The following is a 21,388-nucleotide window of genomic DNA, read 5'->3' as shown; positions in this document are numbered from 1 at the left end:
CTCAGATCGCGACGGGGAAAAGCCGGGTGATGCGGTTCGGATTGGTCTCGGCGAGGAAGATGTCGCCCGCGGCCCCGAGCCAGAGGCCATGGGCGCCGTTGAGGACCGGCCGGCAGCGGCCGAGCAGGGCGCCATCCGGCGAGAGCAGGCTCAGCGTCGGGATGGAATCGCAGACATGAATCCGGTCTTCCGCATCGGCGATGACATCCTGGGGGCGCAAAAATGCGTCCCACACGGCCAGACACGCCCCTTCGGCACTGAAGCTCTGCACGCGGCTGTTCTCGCGATCGGCGACGATGACGCGCCCGTCGCTGAGCACGCAGATGCCGTGCGGCGTCAGGAAGGCGCCGGGTGCGGTTCCAAGCGAGCCCCAGCTTGCGATCAAGCTGCCGCTCGCATCGAAGCGATGGATGTGGCCGTTGCCATAGCCGTCGGCGACATAGAAGCCGCCATCGGGCGCAAACGCGATGTCGCTGGGGTGGTTGAAGGGCTGGCCCGGCCGGTGGCTCTCGCCGATTTGCTTCTGAACGCGGCCTTCGTCATCGCAGAAGAGGATGCGATGGGCGTCGCGGTCGACGATGGCGAGGCCGCCAACGGGCATGGTCGCGATCTTGTGGGCATCGAGGCAGAGCGCCTCGCCCCAGCTCCTCAGGAAGCGGCCATCGGCCGCCAGCGTGACGACGCAGGGACCATCTGGGTCCACGGCGCTGTCGCGGCGCAGCAGGACATGGACGAGACCGTCCCTGTCGACCGCGAGATCGGTGATCCGTCCCGGCGTCGAGGGCAGGGCGCCCCAGGGACGCTCGACGCCGTAGAGCCTGCCGCCGAGCGCGACGCGCAATTCCGTTTTCATCCTGACCTCGTCGCTGTTTCGCGCGCCGCGGGTGCCCATCGCTTCAGGGCCCCGGCCGCAAGGGGAGAAAGACCATGAGCGAATTCGATCTCGTCATCCGCGGCGGCACGGCCGTCACCGCTTCCGAAATCGGGGCTTTCGACATCGCCATCGCCGGCGGCCTCGTCGTCGCGATCGGCGCGGGGCTGCCGCGTGGCAAGGAGGAGGTCGATGCGCAGGGTTTGCTCGTCCTGCCCGGCGGCGTCGACAGCCACGTCCATCTCGACCAGCCCTTTTCTTCCGGTGCGGACATCGCCGACGGCTTCGACAGCGGCACGGCCTCCGCCGCGGCGGGCGGTACGACGACGATCGTCTGCCATGCCCCGCAGATCCGCGGCGGCTCGCTTGCCGGCGCCGTCGCGGCCTATGCCGAGAAGGCGAAGCAGGCGCGGATCGACCATGCCTTCCATCTGCTGGTCAACGATCCGACACCTGAGGTGCTGGAGCGCGAATTGCCTGCGCTGGTCGAGGCCGGGCACCGCTCGGTCAAGATCTTCATGACCTATGACAGCAACCGGCTCGGTGACGCACAGATCCTGCAGACGCTGGCTGCGGCCAGGCGCGCAGGCGCGCTCGTCTGCGTCCATGCCGAGCATCACGAGCTGATAACCTGGCTGACGCAGGCGCTGCTGGCGGCCGGGCAGACGGCGCCGCGCCATCTCGCCTGGGCCAAGCCGATGGTGGTGGAGCGCGAGGCGACGCATCGCATCCTCGCGCTGGCCGAGGCGTTGGATACGCCGATTCAGATCTTCCACGTCTCCGGCCGGCAGTCGGGCGAGGAAGTCGAGCGGGCGCAGGCGCGCGGGCAGAAGGCCTGGGCCGAGACCTGCACGCAATATCTCGTGCTCGACGAGGCTGACATGGACCGCCCGGGCTTCGAGGGCGCGAAATTCATGATCTCGCCGGCTCTGCGCTCCGCTGCGGATCGGGAAGCGCTCTGGCGGTTCCTGCGCGACGGCGTCATCGACATCGTCTCGTCCGACCATTCGCCGCTGCGCCACGACGATCCGCGCGGCAAGAAGCAGCATGGTGAGAACGCGCCCTTCAACAAGATCCCGAACGGCGTGCCCGGTCTCGCGGCGCGGTTGCCCATCCTCTACTCGGAAGGCGTCGCCAAGGGGCGCATCGATCTGCGCCGTTTCGTCGATCTCGTCGCGACCAATCCGGCCCGCCGTTTCGGCCTGGCGCCGCGCAAGGGTGCGCTCGCTGTCGGGGCGGATGCCGATATCGTGCTGTTCGATCCGAACCGCCGCGTCACCCTGACCAAGGCCATGCAGCACCATGGCAGCGACTACACGCCCTATGAGGGCATGGAGGTGCAGGGCTATCCGACGGCGACCTATCAGCGCGGCCGCCTCGTCTTCGACGGCGAGCGCGTGCTGGCTCAGCCGGGGCAGGGGCAGTTGCTGGCGCGCGGCCCTTATGCCGAGATCGCGCCGACCGGCGGCTTTCCGACCCCGTTCGATCCGTTCCGCTGAAGCCGGCAAGAGGGCGCTCAGGCGCCCTCAGGCTTTCCGAGCGGGGCGCCGACGCCGGTCCGCTCGGTGATCAGGCCGTAATGCTCGACGCGGCGGTGGCGAATGAAATCGAAGATCGTCGCCTTGCCGAAACGGGTGTCGTCGAGATCGCAGGGATGGACGAGCACGCCGTCCTCCTCATGCTGGACCTCGCCGACGATCTTGCCGTCCGGCGCTGCGATCAGCGTGCCGCCGAAGAGATGGTGCCCGTCTTCCGTGCCGGCCTTGGCGACGGCCACGACCCAGGTCGAGTTCTGGTAGGCGCCGGCCTGCACCGAGAGGCGGTGATGGAACAGCCGGTCTGCCGCAGTCTCGTTCTTCGATTGCGAGTTGGCGGAAGGGGTGTTGTAGCCGAGCACGACCATCTCGACGCCCTGTAGGCCCATCACGCGATAGGTCTCGGGCCAGCGCCGGTCGTTGCAGATCGCCATACCCATGAGACCGCCTTCGAATTCCCAGACCGGGAAGCCGAGATCGCCGGGCTCGAAATAGCGCTTCTCGAGATGCTGGTGGGCCCGCTCGGGATCGAATTCGACATGGCCCGGCAGATGGATCTTCCGATACTTGCCGACGATCCGGCCGCCGCGGTCGACGAGGATCGAGCTGTTGAAGTGGCGCCCCTCCGGGGTGAGCTCGGCATAACCGAAGCTCATGGCCATGCCGAGGGCCTTCGCCTTGTCGAAGAGCGGCTGCGTCTCCGGGCCGGGCATGCTGTGCTCGAACCATTGATCCGCCTCGGCGCGGTCCTCGCTGTACCAGCGTGGGAAGAAGGTGGTCAGCGCCAGTTCGGGGTAGACGATGAAGGTCGCGCCCTGCGCCTTCGCCTGCTCCATCAGCGCGATCATGCGGTCGATGACCTGCCTGCGGCTGTGGGCCTTCTGGATCGGCCCCAGTTGAGCGGCGGCGACTGTGACGATGCGTGGCACGTTCGTTCCTGATCAGATCGGGGCGGGGTTGCTCGATCCTGCTCCGCCGGGCCCCTTCGCGGCCGCTGCGTCGCCTCCGAGGCTGGCTTTCGCCAGCGCCGCCCCATGGTTGTCGGGTCGTGCTGGAGACTTAGACCGCCGCTTCCCATTCTTCATATGCTTTGATTGGGAGTGGTCATAATCCGACGTTATGCATTTGCCGGCCGGGCAGGCCTCTCGACACGGCCGCGATCAACGCCCCCGGCGGTACCGGTCATGACATGCGCTCCGTCAAGCCACGCGCGGCCAGCCGCCGGGCGATTGTCGTGATCGCTTCCGTCGTCACCTCGGCGATCTCGTCTCCCAGCCGATTGCGGCCGGTGGCGTCGGGGCGCCACAGATTGACGGCGTAGGCGATCGGCTGTGCCATCGGCCGGACCACCACCTGCGTGCCGTCCGATGCCAGCGCCGTCATCGGGTTGACGATCGCGACGCCGAGGCCCGCGCCGACCATCGCCGCCATCGACGACGCGGTCGTCGTCTCGATCGCCAGGCGAGGCGTCACCCCGGCACCCTGGAACCAGAGGTCGACGCGGCGGCGATAGGTGTCCTCGTCCGAATAATAGATGACGTCGTACTCGCCGAAATCGGTCGGCCTCAGCCTGTCGTGCTGCGCGAGCGCATGGTCGGGAGGCATGATGCAGACGAGGTCGCCACAGCGCATCGTGGTGGTGACGCCGGCCGTGCCCGAAATATTACCCTCGACGAGCGCCAGGTCGAAGAATTTGGCGAGGATGTCCCGCGTCAGCGCGCCTTCCTCCAGCGAATGGACCTTGAAGGTCGTGTCGGGCCGCTTCTGCCGCAGGGCGCGGATGACTTCCGGGATCAGTGCATGGGCAAAGGCCGGCAGGCAGGCGATGGTGAGCCGATGCAGCCGTTCGCCCCGGATGGCCAGCGCGGCCCGCTCGATCTCCGCGAGGCTGAGGAAGGAGCGCTGCACCACGATATTCAGGGCAAGCGCCCGCGAGGTCGGCTCCAGGCGCCGGCTCTTCCGCTCGAACAGCGCAAAGCCGAGCTGGGCTTCGAGCGCCTTCAACTCGCGGCTGATCGTAGGCTGCGAGGAGGCCAGTTCCTGCGCGGTCTCCGTCACGCTCAGCGTGCGCAGCAGGGTCTGGAACATCTCGAGCTGACGATGTGTCAATCGCACGGCATCCCTCCGCTGGTCGATTATATCGAAAATGAATGAATAGGGCACAAACAAGAATTTGACGGCATGAATTCGCTTGATAGCTTGCCATCGAGATGTCGCGAAAGACCGGGGGGACGACGCGGTGTTCAGGGGCGATCGCCGCTTCCTTGCTGGCGAGGGGACGGAGTTCATCAAGTGCCACGGCCTGGGCAACGACTTCGTCGTTGTCGACGGGCGCGATGCCGGATTCACGCCGCCACCGGAGTTCATCCGCTGGATCTGCGATCGCCGCATCGGCATAGGCGGCGACCAGCTCCTCGTGCTCGAACCCGGGCGCGCGCCCGGAGCGACGTTTCGGCTGCGGATCTACAATGTCGACGGAACCGAGGCGCCGGCCTGCTTCAACGCCACGCGCTGCGTCGCCTGGCTGGTGATGGAGGAGAGCGGGCAGGAGCATGTTCTCGTCGAGACCGTCGGTGGGCTGATCGCGGCCCGGCGCGAGGGGCCGAGGCGGGTGAGCCTGAAGATCGGTCGCCCACAATGGGATTGGCGCGCCATTCCGCTCGCCTGCCCGCTCGAAGAGGCGGGTGCGAGCCTCGAGAATGGCCCGCTGCGGGATCCGGTTGCCGTCAATGTCGGCAATCCGCATCTCGTCTATTTCGTGCCGGAGCGGGACGCGCTCGACGTCGTCGCCCTGGCCGATCCGATCCAGAAGGGGCCGGGCCTGCCCGAGCAGGCCAATATCGGTGTCGCCGAGATCGCAGGAGAGGCCACCATTCGCCTCGTCGTCTACGAACGTCCCGGCATCCTGACGCTGGCCTGCGGCAGCGGCGCCTGCGCGGCGACGCTGGCCGCGCGCCGGCGTGGTCTGATCAGCGCGGACGCCGTCACCGTCGAAATGCCCGGCGGCACTCTGCGCGTCGAGGTTGGGGAGGGTGACGAACTCACCCTGACCGGTGATGTCGCGGTCTCCTTCTCCGGGCGCATCCCCTCCAGTGATACGAGGCCGCGATGAACGCCGCCCCCATCGTCGTCGTCGACAAGATCTACAAGACCTTCCCACCGGGCCATGGGCGCGTCGCCCATCGTGCGCTGGACGACGTTTCGCTGACCATCGCGCCGGGGGAGGTTCTGGTCATCATCGGCCCCTCGGGCTCCGGCAAGAGCACGCTGCTGCGCACGCTCAACGCGCTGGAGACAGTCGATGAGGGCGGTATCACGGTGAACGGCATCTCGCTCACCGACGGACGCGCCGATCTGAACAAGATGCGCGCCGAAGTCGGCATGGTGTTCCAGAATTTCAACCTCTTCCAGCACAAGACGGCGCTCGACAACGTGGTCATGCCGCAGACCGTCGTGCGCCGGCGGCCGCGCGAGGAGGCGCTTGCGCGTGCCCGTGCCCTGCTCGAGCAGGTCGGGATCGCCGACCGCGCCAGTCATTACCCGAGCCAGCTCTCGGGCGGCCAGCAGCAGCGCGTGGCGATCGCCCGCGCTCTGGCGATGGATCCGAAGCTCATGCTGTTCGACGAGGCGACGTCCGCGCTCGATCCGGAGATGGTCGGCGGCATCCTCGACCTGATGCGGCGCCTTGCGGGGGCGGGGATGACCATGGCCGTCGTGACGCACGAGATGGGTTTCGCGCGCGAGGTCGCCGACCGCGTGATCTTCATGGATCAGGGCCGCATCGTCGAGGAAGGGGTGCCGGACGCGCTGTTCTCCGCGCCCCAGCAACCGCGGACGCGGGCATTCCTCGATCAGATTTTGTGAGGACGGCGTGGCCAGAACCACGCCTGGAGAGGGAAGAACGGTCATGTTGAACTTGCGCAAGACATTTCTTGGCGTCGTGGCGGCCTGCCTCGGCATCGCCGGCGCCGCCAAGGCGGACGAGATGGACGAGATTCTCAAGCGCGGCGAGCTGCGCGTGGCCGTGCAGTCGCAGGGCGCGCCCGTCAGCTTCGTCAACAAGAAGGGCGAGCGCACCGGCCTTGCGGTCGAGCTGGCCAAGATGATGGCGACCGATCTCGGCGTGAAGGTCGTGTTCCAGGACTATGACTGGAAGGGCCTCATCCCCGCGCTTCAGGCCGGCAAGGTCGACATGATCGCCGCCGACATGACGCCCACCCCGCAGCGTGCCGCACAACTGCTGTTCTCGCGCCCGATGTTCTACCAGGAGACCGTGGCGGTCGCGCTGAAGGATTCCCCGGCCAAGAGCTTTCAGGACCTCAACAAGAGCGGGCTGAACCTCGGCGCCACCCAGGCCAGCTCCTATGGCGAGGCGATCAAGCGCTTCATGCCGCAGGCCACGCTCAAGGAGTTCGCCGGCGGCACCGCGGCCGTGGCGCAGGCCCTGTCGGCAGGCCGCCTCGATGGCGCCGTCTCCGATCTCGGCAACGTCTCGAATTTCGTGCGCGAATTCGGCAACCTGAAGATCCTCGACGGCGTCATCACCCGCGAGCCGCTGGCCTTCGCCGTCCAGGCCAATCACTTCCATCTCAAGCATTGGCTGGACAACTATGTCGAGCTGATCACCGCCGATCGCCGCCTCGACAAGCAGGTCGAGTATTGGTGGAACAGCAGCGCCTGGGAAAAGGACCACAAGTAAGACGAGCGGGCCGGCCCTCCCCGGGCCGGCCCGTCCTTGCGGCCGTCTCGCGCCGCGATCCTGACGCGAACGGGCCGGGATGAGCTGGATCCTAGACTTCTACAACTACAAGATCGTGGCGCAGTATCTCGACCGCTTCGCCACGGGCATGGCCGCGACGCTGACCGCCGCGGGGATCAGCCTCGTGCTCTCCGTCCTGCTCGGCATCCTGATCGCACTCGTGATGCTGTCGAAGAAGGCATGGCTGCGCCGGCCCGTGGCGGCCTATGTCGCCTTCATCCGCGCCACCCCTCTGCTGGTGCAGATCTACCTCGTCTATTACGGCCTGCCGGCGCTTCTGCCCTTCGCCAAGAGCTGGAGCGACATGGCGTTCGGCGTCGCCGCGCTGACGCTCAACAGCGCCCCCTATATGGGCGAGATCATCCGCGCCGGGATCGAATCCGTGCCGCGCGGCCAGTTCGAGGCGGCCAAGGGGCTTGGCATGACCTATCCCCAGCGGCTGCGCTACGTCGTGCTGCCACAGGCCTTCGCCATCACCTTGCCGCCCCTGCTCGGGCAGACGGCGGTGCTGATCAAGGACACCTCGCTCCTGTCGATCATCACGGTGTTCGAGTTCACCAGCGCCGGCATCCTGCTCAACAGCGAGCGCGTGCGGCCCAATGAGAGCTTCCTGACCATCGCGCTTGGCTATCTCGCGATCTACCTGGTCGTGCTGCTCCTGACCAACAAGGCACGCGCCGCGCTCGCCGGCCCCGCCTGGAATGCAGGGGGGCGCTGAGATGGTCGAGCGCTACTGGAATATCGTCGTCGCGCTGGCCCCCTTCCTCTGGAAGGGCTTCCTGGAGACGCTGATCGTCTCGCTGGTCGGCGTCGTCGCCGGCTCGCTGCTCGGCTTCCTGATCGGGGTGATCCGGAGCCAGCGTGTCGCCGGGCTCACCGGGTTGCTGGGCGCCTATATCCATTGCCTGCGCGGCACGCCCTTCCTGGTGCAGCTCTACCTGTTCTATTTCGTGCTGCCGAACACCGGCATTTCCTGGCTGAGCTGGGATTCGCGCACGGCCGCCTTCGTCGCGCTGTCGATCTACACCTCCAGCTACGTCGCCGAGATCGTGGCGAGCGCCATCGACGCCGTGCCCGTCGGCCAGTCGGAGGCCGCGACCGCGGTCGGCATGACCAGGCTGCAGCGGCTCTGGCACGTCGTCCTGCCGCAGGCGCTCAAGCTCACGGTTGCGCCGATGAGCGGCGTCTATGTGATGATCATCAAGAGCACCGCCATCCTGTCGGTTGTCGGCATCTCCGAGCTGACGCGCCAGGGTGAGATCGCGATCCTGCGCTACCCGCGCGACATCCTGTTCATCTACGGGGTGATCGCCGCGATCTACTTCCTCTATTGCTATCCCGTGCTGCGCTTCGCGCGCTGGATGGAGAAGCGCGTCGGTTCGGCCCGGCCCACGGAGCTCGACTGACCGATGCTTGACAGAATCCCCCGGATCGAACTTCTCGCCGGCCCGACTCCGCTCGAACGCATGGCCCGAGCAGGCGCGGCCGTCGGGCATGACGGGCTCTGGATCAAGCGCGACGACGTGATGTCGCTCGGGCTCGGCGGCAACAAGGTCCGCAGCCTCGAATACTGGCTCGGCGAGGCCGCGACGACGGGGGGCGACATGCTGGTCGTCGCCGGCGCTCCGGCCTCAAACCAATGCCGCCTCGTCGCCGCCGCCGGCGCCAGGATGGGCATTGAGACGCTCGTTCTCTATGCCGGCGACGAGCCGGGAGCGCTCGGCGGCAATGCCATGCTCACGCGCCTGTTCGGAGCCCGCATCCGCTGGCTCGGGCCGGTGACCGAGGTGGAGAGAGGAAGGCGTGCCGCCCAGGTCGTCGAAGAGCTGCGCGCGCATGGGCGCCGACCCTATCTGATCGGGAATCCGGTCGTCGCCGCGCTGGGCTATGTGCGTGCGGCCCAAGAGCTTGCCGAGCAGGTGGGGGCGCTCGACCTGCGCCATGTGCTGCTGCCGGGCTCGATGGGGCCGACCGAGGCCGGGTTCATCTTCGGCTCCGCCGTGATCGGCGCGCCGTGGACGGTCCATCTCGTCAGCGTCGAGTATCCGGAGGAGGAGCTGCGCAGGCGCGTCGCGACACTGGTGAAAGAGCTGCAGGCGCGCACCGGCATCGTCCCGCCGAAGGATCCGATGGCGACGGTACGCATGGACATGGACGAGCTGGGGGCCGGCTATGGCGTGGCCACATCGTCATCGCGCGATGCGGCCGCCTTTTTCGCGACCCATGAGGCGCTGGTTCTCGAGCAGACCTATGTCGCCAAGACCTTCGCTTCCCTCCTGCGGCAGGTGAGGCAGGGCGCGATCGCGCCGGACGAGCCGGCCTGCGTGCTGCACACCGGCGGTGTGCCGGCGCTTTTCGCGCAGCAGGCGGGTTAGGTCGGCCTCGATCCGGTTTTCCGCTTGGTTGAAGGGCGGGGTCTCAAGGACCGGCGTCCCGCCCCTTCTGGCCCTGCGTGATCAGCCGGGCGCTGTGCTGGCCGGAGATGAAGGTCCAGAACCAGCTCCAGGCGACGGCGACGCGGCTGCGCGCGCCGATCAGGAAGAAGATGTGGATGACGCCCCAGAACCACCAGGCGATCCATCCGCGCAGGTGAAGCCAGCCGAAATCCACCACCGCCGCGCTCTTGCCGATGGTGGCGAGGTTGCCCTGATGGCGGTAGCGGAAGGGGGCCGGTGGCGGCGCTCCGGCCAACCGGGCGCGGATCACGCGTGCGACATAGGCGCCCTGCTGCTTGGCGGCCGGCGCGATGCCGGGCACCGGCTTGCCATCGGCCGTTGCCACCGCGGCGGTGTCGCCGATGACGAAGATTTCCGGCCGTCCGGGCGCGTTCAGGCTGGCATCGACGCTGGCGCGCCCGGCCCGGTCGGCCGGGATGCCGAGCCAGGCGGCGGCGGGCGAGGCTGCGACGCCCGCCGCCCAGACGACGGTGCGGCAGCCGACGAACTCCTCGCCGATCGTCACGCCCTCGGCGCTGATTTCAGAAACCGCTCGGCCGAGCAGAACCTCGACGCCGAGCTTCTGCAACGCTGCCCTCGCATAATCCGACAATGTCTCCGGAAACGCGGCCAGGATCCGCGGGCCGGCCTCGATCAGCAGGATGCGGGCATCCCGGGTGTCGATATGGCGGAATTCCTGCCAGAGGATCTGCTTCGCAAGCTCGGCGATGATCCCGGCCAATTCAACACCGGTCGGGCCGGCGCCGATCACGGCGAAGGTCAGCAATGCCCGCCTCTTTTCCGGATCGGTCTCGCGCTCGGCCTGCTCGAAGGCCAGCAGCATCCGCCGCCGGATCGTGGTCGCATCCTCCAGCGTCTTCAGGCCGGGCGCCAGCGCCGCCCATTCGTCCCGCCCGAAATAGGAATGGCGTGCCCCGGTCGCGAGCACCAGCGTGTCGTAGCCGATCGCCGAGCCATCCTCGAGCAGCACCTGCCGGCGCTCCGTATCGACGCCCGCGACCTCGGCCAGCAAGGTGGTGACGTCGGCTCGCTCGCGGAACAGCCGCCGGATCGGCCAGGCGATCTCGGAGGTGGCGAGGATGGTGGTGGCGACCTGGTAGAGCAGGGGCTGGAAGAGGTGGTGGTTGCGCTGGTCGATCAGCGTGATCCGCAGGCCTGCGCCCTTGAGATCGCGCACGAGCTGCAGCCCGGCGAAACCTGCTCCCACGACGACGAGGTGGTGGGCGACCGGGGTGGCTTCGGCTTCGGCCATGGCGATGTGGCTCCTCGGATGATCGTGAAGAGGCGATCATCTTCGTAGCCGACGGGCGCGTCGTCCGCGAGCAGGCAGAACGCCGCCATGCGCTTTCTCCAGGCAGGTCAGGCAGGTGTGGCGCAGCGGCGGCCGCTTTCGGTCCGGCATCGCCAGCGAATGTGGCGGGCAAAAAAAGCCCCTCCGGTGTCGATGCGGAGGGGCGAGTCGCGCCGTGGAGAGCAGCTCGGCGCCGGGGCTGGCGCAGGCTCCCCGGGGAGGCGTCCGGGATTACATCCGCTTGCGCATGCGCGGATCGAGGGCATCGCGCAGGCCGTCGCCCAGCATGTTGATGGCGAGCACGGTGATCGACAGGAACAGCGCCGGGAAGAAGATGATGTACGGCTTGATCTGCCAGAGCGAGCGGCCCTCGGCCATGATGTTGCCCCAGGACGGGGTCGAGGGCGGCACGCCGGCGCCGATGAAGGACAGCGCCGCTTCGGCCAGGATCGCGACCGCGCAGATATAGGTGGCCTGGACCGCGATCGGCGCGAAGGTGTTGGGCAGGATGTGGCGGAAGACGAGCCAGGGGATGCTCGCCCCGCAGGAGCGGGCCGCCTCGACATAGAGCTCCTCGCGCAGGAAGAGCACCACGCCGCGGATGAGGCGCACGACCCGTGGTGTCTCGGCGATCGTCACGGCCAGGATGACGTTCCAGATCGAGGCGCGGTTGAGCGCGATCAGGGCGATGGCGAGCAGGATCGAGGGGATCGCCATCAGCCCGTCCATCACCCGCATCACGATGGCGTCGAAGCGGTGCATGAAGCCGGCGAAGACGCCGATCAGCACGCCGAGGATGGTCGAGCCGAGCGCCACCGAGAAGCCGACGATGAGCGAGACCCGCGTGCCGTAGAGGACGCGCGAGTAGAGGTCGCGCCCGAGCAGGTCGGTGCCGAACCAGAAGGCGGCCGACGGCGGCTTGGCGCGGTCGAAGGCAGAGACCGCCGTCGGATCCTTGGTGCCGAGCCAGGGCGCGAAGATCGCGACCAGGATCAGCAGGGCGAGCACGGCGAGGCCGCCGGCGATGTTGGGGTGCGAGGCGGCGCGCTGCATCCAGCCGGGCCGCCGCGCCGCCGGGGCGGGAGAGGAAAGGGCGGTCAATAGCGGATCCTCGGATCGAAGACGGTGTAGAGCATGTCGACTAGCAGGTTCACCAGCACGTACATGAAGCTGAACAGCAGGATGACGCCCTGGATGACGGGGTAGTCGCGCCGCAGGATGGCATCGACCGTCAGGCGGCCGAGGCCGGGGATGGCGAAGACGGTCTCGGTGACGATGGCGCCGCCGATCAGCAGGGCGACGCCGCTGCCGATGGTGGTGATGATCGGCACCGAGCAGTTCTTCAGCGCATGCTTGAACAGGACCATGCGGTTCTCGACGCCCTTGGCGCGGGCGGTGCGGACATAATCCTGCTGGAGCACCTCGAGCATGGTCGCGCGGGTGATGCGGGCGAGGAGGCCGATATAGACGCTGCCGAGCGCCGCCGCCGGCAGGATCAGGCTGCGGACCGCTGGCCAGATCCCGTTCGAGAGCGGCACATAACCTTGCACCGGCAGCCAGCGCAGGGTGAGACCGAAGACGAAGGCGAGCAGATAGCCGACGACGAAGGACGGCACGGAGAAGCTCAGCACGGCGAACACCATCACCATGCGGTCCTTCGCGGTATTGTGCTTCCAGGCCGCGATCACGCCGATCGGGAGCGCGACGGCCACCGAGATGACGAGCGTCATCAGCATCAGCAGATAGGTCGGCTCCAGCCGCTGCGCGATCATCTTGGCGACCGGCTGGTTGGTGAAGAGCGACAGGCCGAGATCGCCGTGCAGCAGGCTCCAGACCCAGTTCCCGAAGCGGATCGGGAACGGGTCGTCGAGCTTGAGCGTGGCTCGGATGCGGGCGATGTCCGCGGCCGTCGCCTGGTCGCCGGCCATCAGCGCCGCCGGGTCTCCAGGCGCCAGATAGAGCAGCCCGAAGACGAACAGCGCGACGAAGCCCATCACCGGCAGCGACGCGGCCAGGCGGCGGAGGACATGGGAGAGCATCTGCCCCTCAGCCCTTCGTCTTCATCGTGGTGAAGAGCGGCCGCTGCAGCTGGATGTCGGTCAGGTTGTTACTGTAGCCGCTCACCGTCGCGAAGGCGCCGAGCGGGATATAGGGAACGTCGACCAGCGCCTGCTTCTGGATCTCCTCGCAGATCTTCTTCTGCGCGGCCTCGTCCGGTGCGTCGAGCCATTGCTGGCGCAGCTCTTCGAGGCGCGGCGCCGTCGGCCAGCCGACCCAGGCGTCCTTGCCGTTGCCGCGCAGGCCGATATGGCCGACCGGGTTGAAGTTGCTCATGCCCGACAGCGCGGTCAGGAAGATGTTCCAGCCGCCCTTGCCCGGCGGTTCCTGGCTCTGGCGCCGCTGCATCAGCGTGCCCCAGTCCATGGCCTGGATGTCGACGTTCAGCCCGACCTTCTTCAGCGTATCGGCGGCGAGCAGGGTGCAGGGATGGGTCCAGGGATAATCGACCGGGTCGAGCACTACGACCGGCTCGCCATCGTAGCCGGCGGCCTTGATCTCCGCGGCAGCTTTCTTGAAGTCGCGCGGGCTGGTGAAGGCCTCGAGCCCGGCCTTGTTCGCCATCGGCGAATCCGGGCTGAAATAGCCGACGCCGAATTGCCAGAACGCCTTGTTCTCCTCGCCGAACGTGCCGGCCATGATCGCTCGCTGGTCGATGGCCTTGAGGAGGGCCTGCCGGATCGCCGGGTTGTTGAACGGGGGCTGCAGGTGGTTGAAGCGCATGATCGCGAAGTTGGGCGTCGAGCGCGGCAGCAGCTGAACGCTCGGTTCGGCCTTGAGCACGGGCAGGAAGTCGGCGCCGACCATTTCGATGATGTCGACTTCGCCGGCTTGCAGCGCGGCGGCGGCGGTCGAGGCGTCGGCGATGATGTTCCAGACGACCCGGTCGAAATGCGCGATCTTCGGCCCGGCCGTATAGGAGGGCGGGAAGCTGTCGCTGCGCGGCTTGTAGCCCGCGAATTTCTCGAAGACGGCCTTCGAGCCGGAGACCCACTCCTCCTTGACGAAGCGGTAGGGGCCGCTGCCGATGCTCTCGCGGACCTGTTCGTTCGGCGAGGTCTGGGCCAGCCGCTCTGGCATCATTGCCGGCATGTTCGAGCCGCTCGTCGCCAGCGTCATCGGCAGCAGCGGGAACGGCTTCTTGAGCTTGAACTGGAGCGTGCGGTCGTCGACCGCGGTCAGCGTCTCGACCACGGATAGGAGCGCGCTGCCCATGAAGTCGCGCTTGCCCCAGCGCTGGATGCTCGCGACGCAGTCCTTCGCCAGAACCGGCTGGCCGTCATGGAATTGCAGGCCGTCGCGCAGCTTGACCGTCCATTGCAGCTTGTCGTCCGAGACGCTGTGCCCCTCGGCCATCTGCGGATGGACGTTGTAGTCCTTGTCGAAGCCATAGAGCGTGTCGAACACCATATGGCCGTAGACCGCGACGATGGTCGAGGTGCTCCAGACCGGGTCGAGGATGTTCAGGTCGGCTTCGGGAATATAGCGCAGCTCCTTCTTGCCGGCGGCCTGGGCCGGCGCGGTGAAGATCGGAGCCAATTGGGCGAACACTGCCGACTGAGCGGCAAGCTTCAGGACGTCGCGACGGTTCATCCTCATCATGTTTCCTCCCCGTTATCGGTCTTGTTGGGGAGCGATCATGATGCGGCGTTCGGTATGCGCAAATTAAATTACACAATGCCAGTTATTTGATATTTGGATGCCGCTTGGCGTGGCCCGTCATAGCTGCGCGCCGGTGCTGAACCGCTCGGCCAGCACCGCGCTCATATTCTCGACCAGTTCCGCGATCGGCCCGCTCTGCTCCCAGGAGTAGATCGAGATCACCATTGCGGGTTCCTTGCCGAAGGGGGCATAGGGCCGGACGCGCCGGCCGGCGGCGGCCTCGATCGGCAGCAGTGACAGGCCGAGCCCGGCCTCGACGCCAACGAGCACGTTGTGCAGGCTGCTTCCCGAGAAGGCGATGTACCAGCGCCGCCGCTCGCGCTCGATCCGCTCGAACATCGCCTCGCGATAGAGCCCGCCGGGCGGGAAGGCGACCAGCGGCAGCGGGTCCGGCCATGTCGCCGGCGCGTCGAGGCTTTCGAACCAGGCCATGGCTTCCGGGAAGGTCGCGCGGTGGTCCGAGCTGGCGGCGGCCTCCTTGACGATGGTGATGTCGAGTTCGCCGGCGCGGTAGCGCTTCGTCAGGTCGCGGCTGAGGCCGGCGAAGACGTCGAGCCGGATCTCGCGATGCTGCCGGGCGAAGCTGGCGAAGACCTTCGCCATGGCATCCGTAACGATGTCCTCGGGCACGCCGATGCGGACCGAGGCGGTGCCGGCAGGGTCGCCGAGCATCGCCTCCGCTTCCTGCTGCAGCGCCAGGATGCGACGGGCATATCCCAGCAGGCGTTCGCCCGACGCCGTCGGCCGGACCGGGCGCGCGACGCGGTCGATCAGTTCGAGCCCGACCGCCTCTTCGAGACGGGCGAGCTGCTGGCTGATGGTCGATTGCGTCATGTTCAGCCGCTCGGCGGCTTGGGTGAAGCTGCCGGTGTCGGCGATCGCCGCGAAGGAGCGCAGGAGGCGTGGGTCGAGCATGGGGAAACCGGGCCGCTGATGACCTCCGGCCTGATGGTCGGAGCGAGGTCCTGATCATTCACAGATTCATTGATGTGCATCCAGATATTTAATTTTCATATGGCGCGTAGCCTCCCTTATCTAGTTTTCAGGGCGGTCGCGCTCGAGCGGCGGGACATCGGACACGGACGCGCGGCGCTCCGGCCCAGTGGCACCCGCGCCAGAAGGCAAGGCAGGAGGCGGAATTGCTCAGATCCTTCTCGATCCGCGCATCTGCTTTTCCGCTGCGGCCCTTCCCGCTGCGAAGCCCGTTCCCGGAGTGGCCGATGAATATGGGCGGCCTGCCGGCATGTCCGGAAATGGCCGGCGACCTCCAAGCAGCGCGGAAGCGGAGGCTGGCCGGGCCCGCATGAGCGCCACGAAGATCAATTCCGCCCCGTCGCGCCTGCTGCTGCTGGCCGTGGTCGTACTGGTCGGCCTGAATCTCAGGCCGTTCCTCACCGGCATCGGGCCGCTGACATCGCGCATCCAGGAGGCGACCGGCCTCGACTACCGGAGCATGTCGCTCTTCACCCTTGTACCGATGGTGCTGATGGGCGTCTGTGCCCTGGCCGGCAGCTGGCTCGAGCGTGTGACGGGCGCGCGGGCGGCCGTCATCGGCGCGCTGCTCGTCCTTTGCGTGGCCTCGGCCCTGCGCCTGGTCGTCGGCAACGGATATGCGCTGATTGCGACGGCTGCCTTCTGCGGCATTGGCGTCGCTGTCGTGCAGGCCGTCTTCCCCGGCATCATCAAGGCGCATTTCCCGCATCAGGTCGCCGTCGTGATGGGACTCTACTCGGCCATGCTGATGGGCGGCGGGGCGCTGGGGGCGCAGGCTTCGCCGGTTATCGCCGATCTGACCGGCAGCTGGCATGTCGGCCTGGCCTGGATCGCCGTGCCGGCGGCGCTCGCCGCCCTGCTTTCCGCTTTTGCCTTGCCGCGTGGCCGGGCAGTGCGCAGGGGCACGTTGCGCACGGGCCTGTTGCTGCGCCGGCCGCGCACCTGGCTCCTGATGGCCTGCTTCGGCCTGGTGAATGGCGGCTACTCCACCATCGTCGCCTGGCTCGCGCCCTATTACCAGACGCTCGGCTGGACCAGCGCCGCGAGCGGCGGCCTTCTCGCCATCATGGCCGCGAGTCAGGCCGTTGCGGCGCTCGCCATGCCGGCGCTTGCGGCGCGCCGCCAGGATCGGCGCCCCTGGATCATGCTGGCGCTCGGTCTCCAGATCACAGGCTTTGCCGGTATCGCCTTCTGGCCGAACCTGGCCCCGCTGGGCTGGACGGTCCTGGTGGGTGCCGGCCTCGGCGGCAGCTTTGCCCTCTCGATGGTGGTCGCGCTCGACCATCTCGAGAATCCGGCCGATGCAGGGGCGCTATCGGCGGTGATGCAGGGCGGCGGCTTCCTGCTTGCCGGCCTGTCTCCCTTGATCGTGGCGGTCCTGCGCGACCATAGCGGCAGCTTTGCCGCGGGCTGGCTCATGCATATGGGCTGTGCCGCGCTGGTCGCGCTGCTGTCCCTGCGCTTCGTCCCGCATGGCTATGCGCGCTCGATGAATGTTCCGGTCGGCAACGAACCGGCGATTGTGCGCCCGTGATCCGCTGCGATTTGCGGAGAACGGGCAATATGCCCGGCAGCAAGCCGGGCTTGGAGAGAGGAAACGCGAATGGCTGAAGAGCTTCTGATCCGGAACGTCCGGCCTGCCGGCGGAGAGGCGACGGACGTCCTGGTCCGCGACGGGAAGATCGCGGCGATCGGGGCCGGCGCCGCCGCTGCGGGCGCCACGGCGTTCGACGCCGGCGGCGACCTGATGATCCCCGGCCTGGTCGAGGCGCATACCCATCTCGACAAGAGCTTCTGGGGCATGGGCTGGCAGCGGCACACGGCCGGGCCGAGCCTGATCGAGAAGATCGAGACCGAGCGCCGCAACCGCCGCGAGCTCAAGCTCGATCCCGATCGGCAGTCGCAGCGGCTCGCCGGCCAGATGGTCGGGAAGGGCACCACCCATATCCGCAGCCATGTCGACGTCGACACCGAGGTCGGCCTTGCCGGCATCGAGGGCGTCATGGCGATGCGTGAGCGGCTGAAGGATGTCGTCGATGTCGAGATCGTCGCCTTCCCGCAATCCGGCCTGCTGGTCCGGCCGGGCACGCTGGAACTGCTCGACCGGGCGCTGGCGCTCGGCTCGGAAGTGGTCGGCGGCCTCGATCCCTGCGCGGTCGACCGGGACCCGAAGGGGCATCTCGATGCGATCTTCGCGCTTTCGCAGAAATATGGGCGCCCGATCGACATCCACCTGCATGAGCGCGGCGAGATGGGCGCCTTCTCGATGGATCTGATCCTCGAGCGGACGCGCGCGCTCGGCATGCAGGGCAAGATCGCGATCAGCCATGCCTTCTGCCTGGGCATGCCGGATGTCGACCATGCCCGCAGGCTGATCGATGAGCTGGCCAAGGAGCGCATCACGCTCGTCACCACCGCCCCGGCCGCTTCTACGGCGCCGTCGGTCATGGCCTGCACCAAGGCCGGCGTCGTGATCGCCGGCGGTTCGGACGGTGTCCGCGACAGCTGGAACCCCTATGGCATGGGCGACATGCTGGAACGGGCGATGCTCGTCGGCCTGCGCAACAATTTCCGCCGCGACGAAGAGGTCGAGCTCGCGCTCGATGTCTGCACCTATGGCGGCGCCAAGGTGATGGGGCTTCCCGATTACGGGCTTTCCGTCGGCTGCTTCGCCGATCTGGTGATCCTGCCCGGCGAGAACCTGGCCGAGGCGGTCATGGCGCGCCCGGCCGAGCGGACCGTCGTCAAGCGCGGCAGGATCGTCGCTCGAAACGGCAAGCCGGTCGGGCTCGACGCCTGACGCCAGGCGACATCGCCGTCGCCGCGGGCCAGCCCCGCGGCGACGATCGCTGGTCCCTCACTTCGCGGCGCCTTCGCCCACCACAAGCTCGGTCCGCTCGCGGCGCGGCAGCCGGCCGTTGAGCACGAGATAGGCGGCGAACCCGATCAGCAGCCCCCAGAACGCCCCGCCGATGCCGAGCAGCTTGATGTTCGCGGCCGAGGCCAGGAAGGTGATGAGCGCCGCTTCGCGGGAGGCCGGATCGGCCATCGCGCCCGCCAGGCTGCCACCGATCGTGCCGAGCAGCGCGAGCCCCGCAAGCGTCGTGATGAAGGTCGCGGGAAAGGCCATGAAGACGGCGGCGAGGGTGACGCCGAACACCCCGACCAGCACATAGAAGCAGCCCGCCGCGATGCCGGCTAGCCAGCGCTTGGTCGGGTCCTCATGCGCCTCCTTGCCGGTCGCGATCGCCGCCGTGATCGCGGCGATGTTGAAGGCGTGGGAGCCGAAGGGGGCCATGATGAGCGAACCGAGGCCCGTCACAGTGACGATCGGGTTGGCGCTGGTCTTGAAGCCGTCGTTCCGCAGGACCAGCATCCCCGGCATGTACTGGCCGGTGAGGGTGATCAGAAACAACGGCAGCGCCACCGAGAGCAGCGCGTTCAGCGAGAAGGCCGGCATGGTGAAGACCGGCGCGGCGAGCTGAAGCCGCAGGCCCGACAGGTCGACGCGATCCTGCGTCAGCAGGAAGGTCAGCCCGAGGATCAGGATGCCGACCACCGCATAGCGGGCGGAGAAGCGCTTCAGGACGACATAGGCGACGACCAGCAAACCGACCAGCAGCGGATCGACATTCGCGCCGCCGAATGCGCCGATGCCGAACTGCAGCAGGATGCCGGCGAGCAGGCCCGAGGCGATGGCGGGCGGGATCAGCCGGATGACCCTCTCGAAGCAGCCCGAAAGCCCCAGCGCGACGAAGGCCGCCGCCGAGATCATGTAGGCTCCGACCGCTTCGGCATAGGGCGTCGTCGCGAGCGCGGAGACGAGAAAGGCTGCTGCCGGGGTCGACCAGGCCGTGATGATTGGCTCGCGATGGCGCCAGCTCAGGAAAAGCCCCGTCAGCCCGACGCCGATCGAAACGGACCAGACCCAGGACGCCGTCAGCTCCGGGCTGAGACCCGCGACCTTTGCGGCCTGGAAGACCAGGATGAAGGTGCCGCCGTAATTGACGATCACGGAGATTAGCCCGGCGATCACCGGATGAGGCAGGTCGCCCAGGCGAAGGGGGGAGGGTGAGGGGACGACAGGCATGGTCTTGGCAGGCTTCTGGGGAACGGGGCGCGACGGCGGTGAGATGCCTTGACATCTAGCCGCCCGATGGTCTGTTCGTTCCTTCCATTTCATCCAAGACAGTCAGACCATTGTTCAGGCGTTCCCAGCTCGAGACCGTGAAGGCCTGGCTTGCCCATCCCGCCCAGGCGGGGATGCCTCTGCACGCCCGGATCCAGCGGGCGATCCGCCAGTTGATTCTGGCGGGTACGCTCGGACCGGGGAAGCCGCTGCCCGCCTCGCGCGCGCTCGCCGGATCGCTCGGCGTCTCGCGCGATACGGTGGAGGCGGCCTATGCCCAGCTTCATGCGGAAGGCTTTATCGACCGGCGCGTCGGCAGCGGCAGCTTCGTGGCGGAGGCGACGGAATTCTCGCCGGGGCGCCGAACTTCCCAGCGCGGCGCGCTGTCGTGCAGCCAGGCTCCGAGACTGAGCAGGCGGGGCAGCGCTGTGTTCCAAAGCGGTGGCGTTCGCGAGCTGCTGTCGCCGCGACCCTTCGCGCATGGCGTGCCGGAAACCCGCAGCTTTCCGCTGCGGCTGTGGGAGCGGCTGCAGCGCCAGGTGCTCAAGGAAGCCGGCACGCAGGTTCTCCTTCACGGCGACCCGCAGGGCAGCGAACAGCTGCGGCGTGCCGTCGCCGATTATGTGAATCTCGAGCGCGGCGCGCGCGCCACGGCCGACCGGGTGCTGATCCTCACCAGCTCGCAGCAGGCGCTGACGCTGTGTGCGACCATGCTGCTCGATCCCGCCGAGCGCATCTTCATCGAGGATCCGGTCTATTACGGCGCCCGCAGGGCGTTCGACGCGGCGGGGCTCGAGGTGGTCCCGATCGGCCTCGACCATCAAGGGCTGCTGGTCGAGCAGATCATCGGCGACCCGCGCCGGGCGAGGGCGGTCTTCCTCACCCCTTCGCACCAGTTCCCGACCGGGGTGACGCTGACGCTCGACCGCCGGCTGGCGCTGATCGAATGGGCGGCCCGGCATCAGGGCTGGATCATCGAGGACGATTACGACAGCGAATTCCACTATGCCGGCAAGCCGACGGCCTGCGTGCAGGGCCTCGATCCGCATGACCGGACCATCTATATCGGCACCTTCACCAAATCCCTCTTTCCGGGCCTTCGGATCGGCTACGTCGTCCTGCCGCCACAGCTCGTGAAGCCGATGACGGCAGCGCGGACCTTGCTCGACGGACATTCCGCTCCGATGGCGCAGCTGACGCTCGCCCGCTTCATCGAAGGCGGGCATTTCGGGGCGCATGTCCGCGCCATGCGCGGGATCTACGCCGAGCGGCTCGCGGTGCTGGCCGGCCTCGTCGACAGGCATTTGTCGGATTTCGCCGAAGCGCGGGTGCCCATCGGCGGTCTGCAGATGCCCTGCACGATCACCTGCGGGATGACCGAACGCATGGTCGTCGACACAGCGCAGCGCGTCGGCGTCGAGCTTCTGGGATTGTCGTCGCTCCATGCTGCGGGCAACGGCCAGCCCGGGTTCCTGATGGGTTTTGCTGCCTATACGCCTGCCGAGATCGAGGTTGCGGTCCGCAAGCTGGCCGATGCGCTGCGGACGGCAACGCGCTGAGAGGTCGGGCCGAAGACCGCGTCGGGCCTTCGTCGGCCGCCTCGAAGGGGCGGAGACCATCGGGGAGGGCGGCTC

At 67.7% G+C, this 21,388-nt stretch carries 19 protein-coding genes; 10 read left to right on the top strand and 9 right to left on the bottom strand.

The window, feature by feature from the left end; genetic code table 11:
• Position 1: 1 nt before the first annotated feature.
• Positions 2-853 (bottom strand): NHL repeat-containing protein, encoded by an 852-nt coding sequence (locus B5Y19_RS10465; protein WP_055729852.1) that lies wholly within the window; start codon positions 851-853, stop codon positions 2-4.
• Positions 854-927: 74 nt separating this feature from the next.
• On the opposite strand from B5Y19_RS10465, the gene hydA reads away from it, so the two are divergent.
• Positions 928-2,370, top strand: coding sequence for a dihydropyrimidinase (gene hydA, locus B5Y19_RS10460; RefSeq protein WP_055729745.1), 1,443 nt, complete (start codon positions 928-930; stop codon positions 2,368-2,370).
• Positions 2,371-2,387: 17 nt separating this feature from the next.
• On the opposite strand, the gene B5Y19_RS10455 is transcribed toward hydA, so the two are convergent.
• Both B5Y19_RS10455 and B5Y19_RS10450 read right to left on the bottom strand, forming a co-directional pair.
• Complete coding sequence (locus B5Y19_RS10455; RefSeq protein ID WP_055729744.1) at positions 2,388-3,335, bottom strand: N-carbamoyl-D-amino-acid hydrolase; 948 nt, start codon at positions 3,333-3,335, stop codon at positions 2,388-2,390.
• Between the two features lie 253 nt (positions 3,336-3,588).
• Positions 3,589-4,521, bottom strand: a complete 933-nt coding sequence (locus tag B5Y19_RS10450) for a LysR substrate-binding domain-containing protein (RefSeq protein ID WP_079591424.1) — start codon at positions 4,519-4,521, stop codon at positions 3,589-3,591.
• 124 nt (positions 4,522-4,645) lie between these two features.
• Here B5Y19_RS10450 and dapF point away from each other — a divergent pair, with 124 nt between their 5' ends.
• The 6 genes from dapF (at position 4,646) to B5Y19_RS10420 (ending at position 9,540) form a co-directional block, all read left to right on the top strand.
• The gene (gene dapF / locus B5Y19_RS10445) at positions 4,646-5,518 is read left to right on the top strand and encodes a diaminopimelate epimerase (RefSeq protein WP_055729742.1); all 873 of its coding nucleotides are present in this window, start codon (positions 4,646-4,648) and stop codon (positions 5,516-5,518) included.
• Complete coding sequence (locus tag B5Y19_RS10440; protein ID WP_055729741.1) at positions 5,515-6,270, top strand: amino acid ABC transporter ATP-binding protein; 756 nt, start codon at positions 5,515-5,517, stop codon at positions 6,268-6,270. The genes dapF and B5Y19_RS10440 overlap by 4 nt, the downstream gene beginning before the upstream one ends.
• Before the next feature lie 43 nt (positions 6,271-6,313).
• Entirely contained in the window at positions 6,314-7,105 is a 792-nt protein-coding gene (locus B5Y19_RS10435; protein WP_055729740.1) for an ABC transporter substrate-binding protein, read from the top strand.
• Positions 7,106-7,184: 79 nt separating this feature from the next.
• On the top strand, positions 7,185-7,883 hold the full coding sequence (locus tag B5Y19_RS10430; protein ID WP_055729739.1) for an amino acid ABC transporter permease: 699 nt from the start codon (positions 7,185-7,187) through the stop codon (positions 7,881-7,883).
• A gap of 1 nt (position 7,884) precedes the next feature.
• On the top strand, positions 7,885-8,571 hold the full coding sequence (locus B5Y19_RS10425) for an amino acid ABC transporter permease (protein WP_055729738.1): 687 nt from the start codon (positions 7,885-7,887) through the stop codon (positions 8,569-8,571).
• 3 nt (positions 8,572-8,574) lie between these two features.
• Positions 8,575-9,540 (top strand): 1-aminocyclopropane-1-carboxylate deaminase/D-cysteine desulfhydrase, encoded by a 966-nt coding sequence (locus B5Y19_RS10420; RefSeq protein ID WP_055729737.1) that lies wholly within the window; start codon positions 8,575-8,577, stop codon positions 9,538-9,540.
• A 43-nt stretch (positions 9,541-9,583) separates the two neighbouring features.
• On the opposite strand, the gene B5Y19_RS10415 is transcribed toward B5Y19_RS10420, so the two are convergent.
• The 5 genes from B5Y19_RS10415 to B5Y19_RS10395 form a co-directional block, all read right to left on the bottom strand.
• Positions 9,584-10,873, bottom strand: coding sequence for an NAD(P)/FAD-dependent oxidoreductase (locus tag B5Y19_RS10415; protein WP_079591423.1), 1,290 nt, complete (start codon positions 10,871-10,873; stop codon positions 9,584-9,586).
• A 270-nt stretch (positions 10,874-11,143) separates the two neighbouring features.
• Entirely contained in the window at positions 11,144-11,965 is an 822-nt protein-coding gene (locus tag B5Y19_RS10410) for an ABC transporter permease (protein WP_079591444.1), read from the bottom strand.
• 44 nt (positions 11,966-12,009) lie between these two features.
• A complete protein-coding gene (locus tag B5Y19_RS10405) occupies positions 12,010-12,951 on the bottom strand; it encodes an ABC transporter permease (RefSeq protein ID WP_055729850.1) in 942 nt (313 codons plus the stop codon).
• A gap of 7 nt (positions 12,952-12,958) precedes the next feature.
• Positions 12,959-14,563 (bottom strand): ABC transporter substrate-binding protein, encoded by a 1,605-nt coding sequence (locus tag B5Y19_RS10400; protein WP_079591422.1) that lies wholly within the window; start codon positions 14,561-14,563, stop codon positions 12,959-12,961.
• Positions 14,564-14,689: 126 nt separating this feature from the next.
• Entirely contained in the window at positions 14,690-15,547 is an 858-nt protein-coding gene (locus tag B5Y19_RS10395) for a LysR family transcriptional regulator (protein ID WP_055729848.1), read from the bottom strand.
• A gap of 388 nt (positions 15,548-15,935) precedes the next feature.
• On the opposite strand from B5Y19_RS10395, the gene B5Y19_RS10390 reads away from it, so the two are divergent.
• The gene (locus B5Y19_RS10390; protein WP_055729847.1) at positions 15,936-17,159 is read left to right on the top strand and encodes a cyanate transporter; all 1,224 of its coding nucleotides are present in this window, start codon (positions 15,936-15,938) and stop codon (positions 17,157-17,159) included.
• 69 nt (positions 17,160-17,228) lie between these two features.
• On the top strand, positions 17,229-18,425 hold the full coding sequence (locus B5Y19_RS10385; protein WP_055729846.1) for an amidohydrolase family protein: 1,197 nt from the start codon (positions 17,229-17,231) through the stop codon (positions 18,423-18,425).
• A gap of 57 nt (positions 18,426-18,482) precedes the next feature.
• Here the strand turns inward: B5Y19_RS10385 and B5Y19_RS10380 are convergent, their stop codons facing one another.
• The gene (locus B5Y19_RS10380; RefSeq protein WP_079591421.1) at positions 18,483-19,715 is read right to left on the bottom strand and encodes a benzoate/H(+) symporter BenE family transporter; all 1,233 of its coding nucleotides are present in this window, start codon (positions 19,713-19,715) and stop codon (positions 18,483-18,485) included.
• A 110-nt stretch (positions 19,716-19,825) separates the two neighbouring features.
• Here B5Y19_RS10380 and pdxR point away from each other — a divergent pair, with 110 nt between their 5' ends.
• Positions 19,826-21,313: a MocR-like pyridoxine biosynthesis transcription factor PdxR gene (pdxR, locus tag B5Y19_RS10375; protein ID WP_055729844.1), complete on the top strand. Its 1,488-nt coding sequence runs from the start codon at positions 19,826-19,828 to the stop codon at positions 21,311-21,313.
• Positions 21,314-21,388 lie beyond the last annotated feature (75 nt).

Origin of the sequence: Allobosea thiooxidans (genome assembly GCF_900168195.1) — a bacterium.
In the GTDB taxonomy this organism is placed as follows: domain Bacteria; phylum Pseudomonadota; class Alphaproteobacteria; order Rhizobiales; family Beijerinckiaceae; genus Allobosea; species Allobosea thiooxidans.
Note: the sequence above shows the minus strand (reverse complement) of the source record. Positions and strands in the feature narration are given on the sequence as shown.

What these genes read in the sequence shown, in the direction of transcription:
- B5Y19_RS10465 (WP_055729852.1), bottom strand. Translation starts at nt 853, where the DNA reads ATGAAAACGGAATTGCGCGTCGCGCTCGGCGGCAGGCTCTACGGCGTC.
- hydA (WP_055729745.1), top strand. Translation starts at nt 928, where the DNA reads ATGAGCGAATTCGATCTCGTCATCCGCGGCGGCACGGCCGTCACCGCT.
- B5Y19_RS10440 (WP_055729741.1), top strand. Translation starts at nt 5,515, where the DNA reads ATGAACGCCGCCCCCATCGTCGTCGTCGACAAGATCTACAAGACCTTC.
- B5Y19_RS10435 (WP_055729740.1), top strand. Translation starts at nt 6,314, where the DNA reads ATGTTGAACTTGCGCAAGACATTTCTTGGCGTCGTGGCGGCCTGCCTC.
- B5Y19_RS10430 (WP_055729739.1), top strand. Translation starts at nt 7,185, where the DNA reads ATGAGCTGGATCCTAGACTTCTACAACTACAAGATCGTGGCGCAGTAT.
- B5Y19_RS10425 (WP_055729738.1), top strand. Translation starts at nt 7,885, where the DNA reads ATGGTCGAGCGCTACTGGAATATCGTCGTCGCGCTGGCCCCCTTCCTC.
- B5Y19_RS10420 (WP_055729737.1), top strand. Translation starts at nt 8,575, where the DNA reads ATGCTTGACAGAATCCCCCGGATCGAACTTCTCGCCGGCCCGACTCCG.
- B5Y19_RS10415 (WP_079591423.1), bottom strand. Translation starts at nt 10,873, where the DNA reads ATGGCCGAAGCCGAAGCCACCCCGGTCGCCCACCACCTCGTCGTCGTG.
- B5Y19_RS10410 (WP_079591444.1), bottom strand. Translation starts at nt 11,965, where the DNA reads ATGCAGCGCGCCGCCTCGCACCCCAACATCGCCGGCGGCCTCGCCGTG.
- B5Y19_RS10405 (WP_055729850.1), bottom strand. Translation starts at nt 12,951, where the DNA reads ATGCTCTCCCATGTCCTCCGCCGCCTGGCCGCGTCGCTGCCGGTGATG.
- B5Y19_RS10400 (WP_079591422.1), bottom strand. Translation starts at nt 14,563, where the DNA reads ATGAACCGTCGCGACGTCCTGAAGCTTGCCGCTCAGTCGGCAGTGTTC.
- B5Y19_RS10395 (WP_055729848.1), bottom strand. Translation starts at nt 15,547, where the DNA reads ATGCTCGACCCACGCCTCCTGCGCTCCTTCGCGGCGATCGCCGACACC.
- B5Y19_RS10390 (WP_055729847.1), top strand. Translation starts at nt 15,936, where the DNA reads ATGAGCGCCACGAAGATCAATTCCGCCCCGTCGCGCCTGCTGCTGCTG.
- B5Y19_RS10385 (WP_055729846.1), top strand. Translation starts at nt 17,229, where the DNA reads ATGGCTGAAGAGCTTCTGATCCGGAACGTCCGGCCTGCCGGCGGAGAG.
- B5Y19_RS10380 (WP_079591421.1), bottom strand. Translation starts at nt 19,715, where the DNA reads ATGCCTGTCGTCCCCTCACCCTCCCCCCTTCGCCTGGGCGACCTGCCT.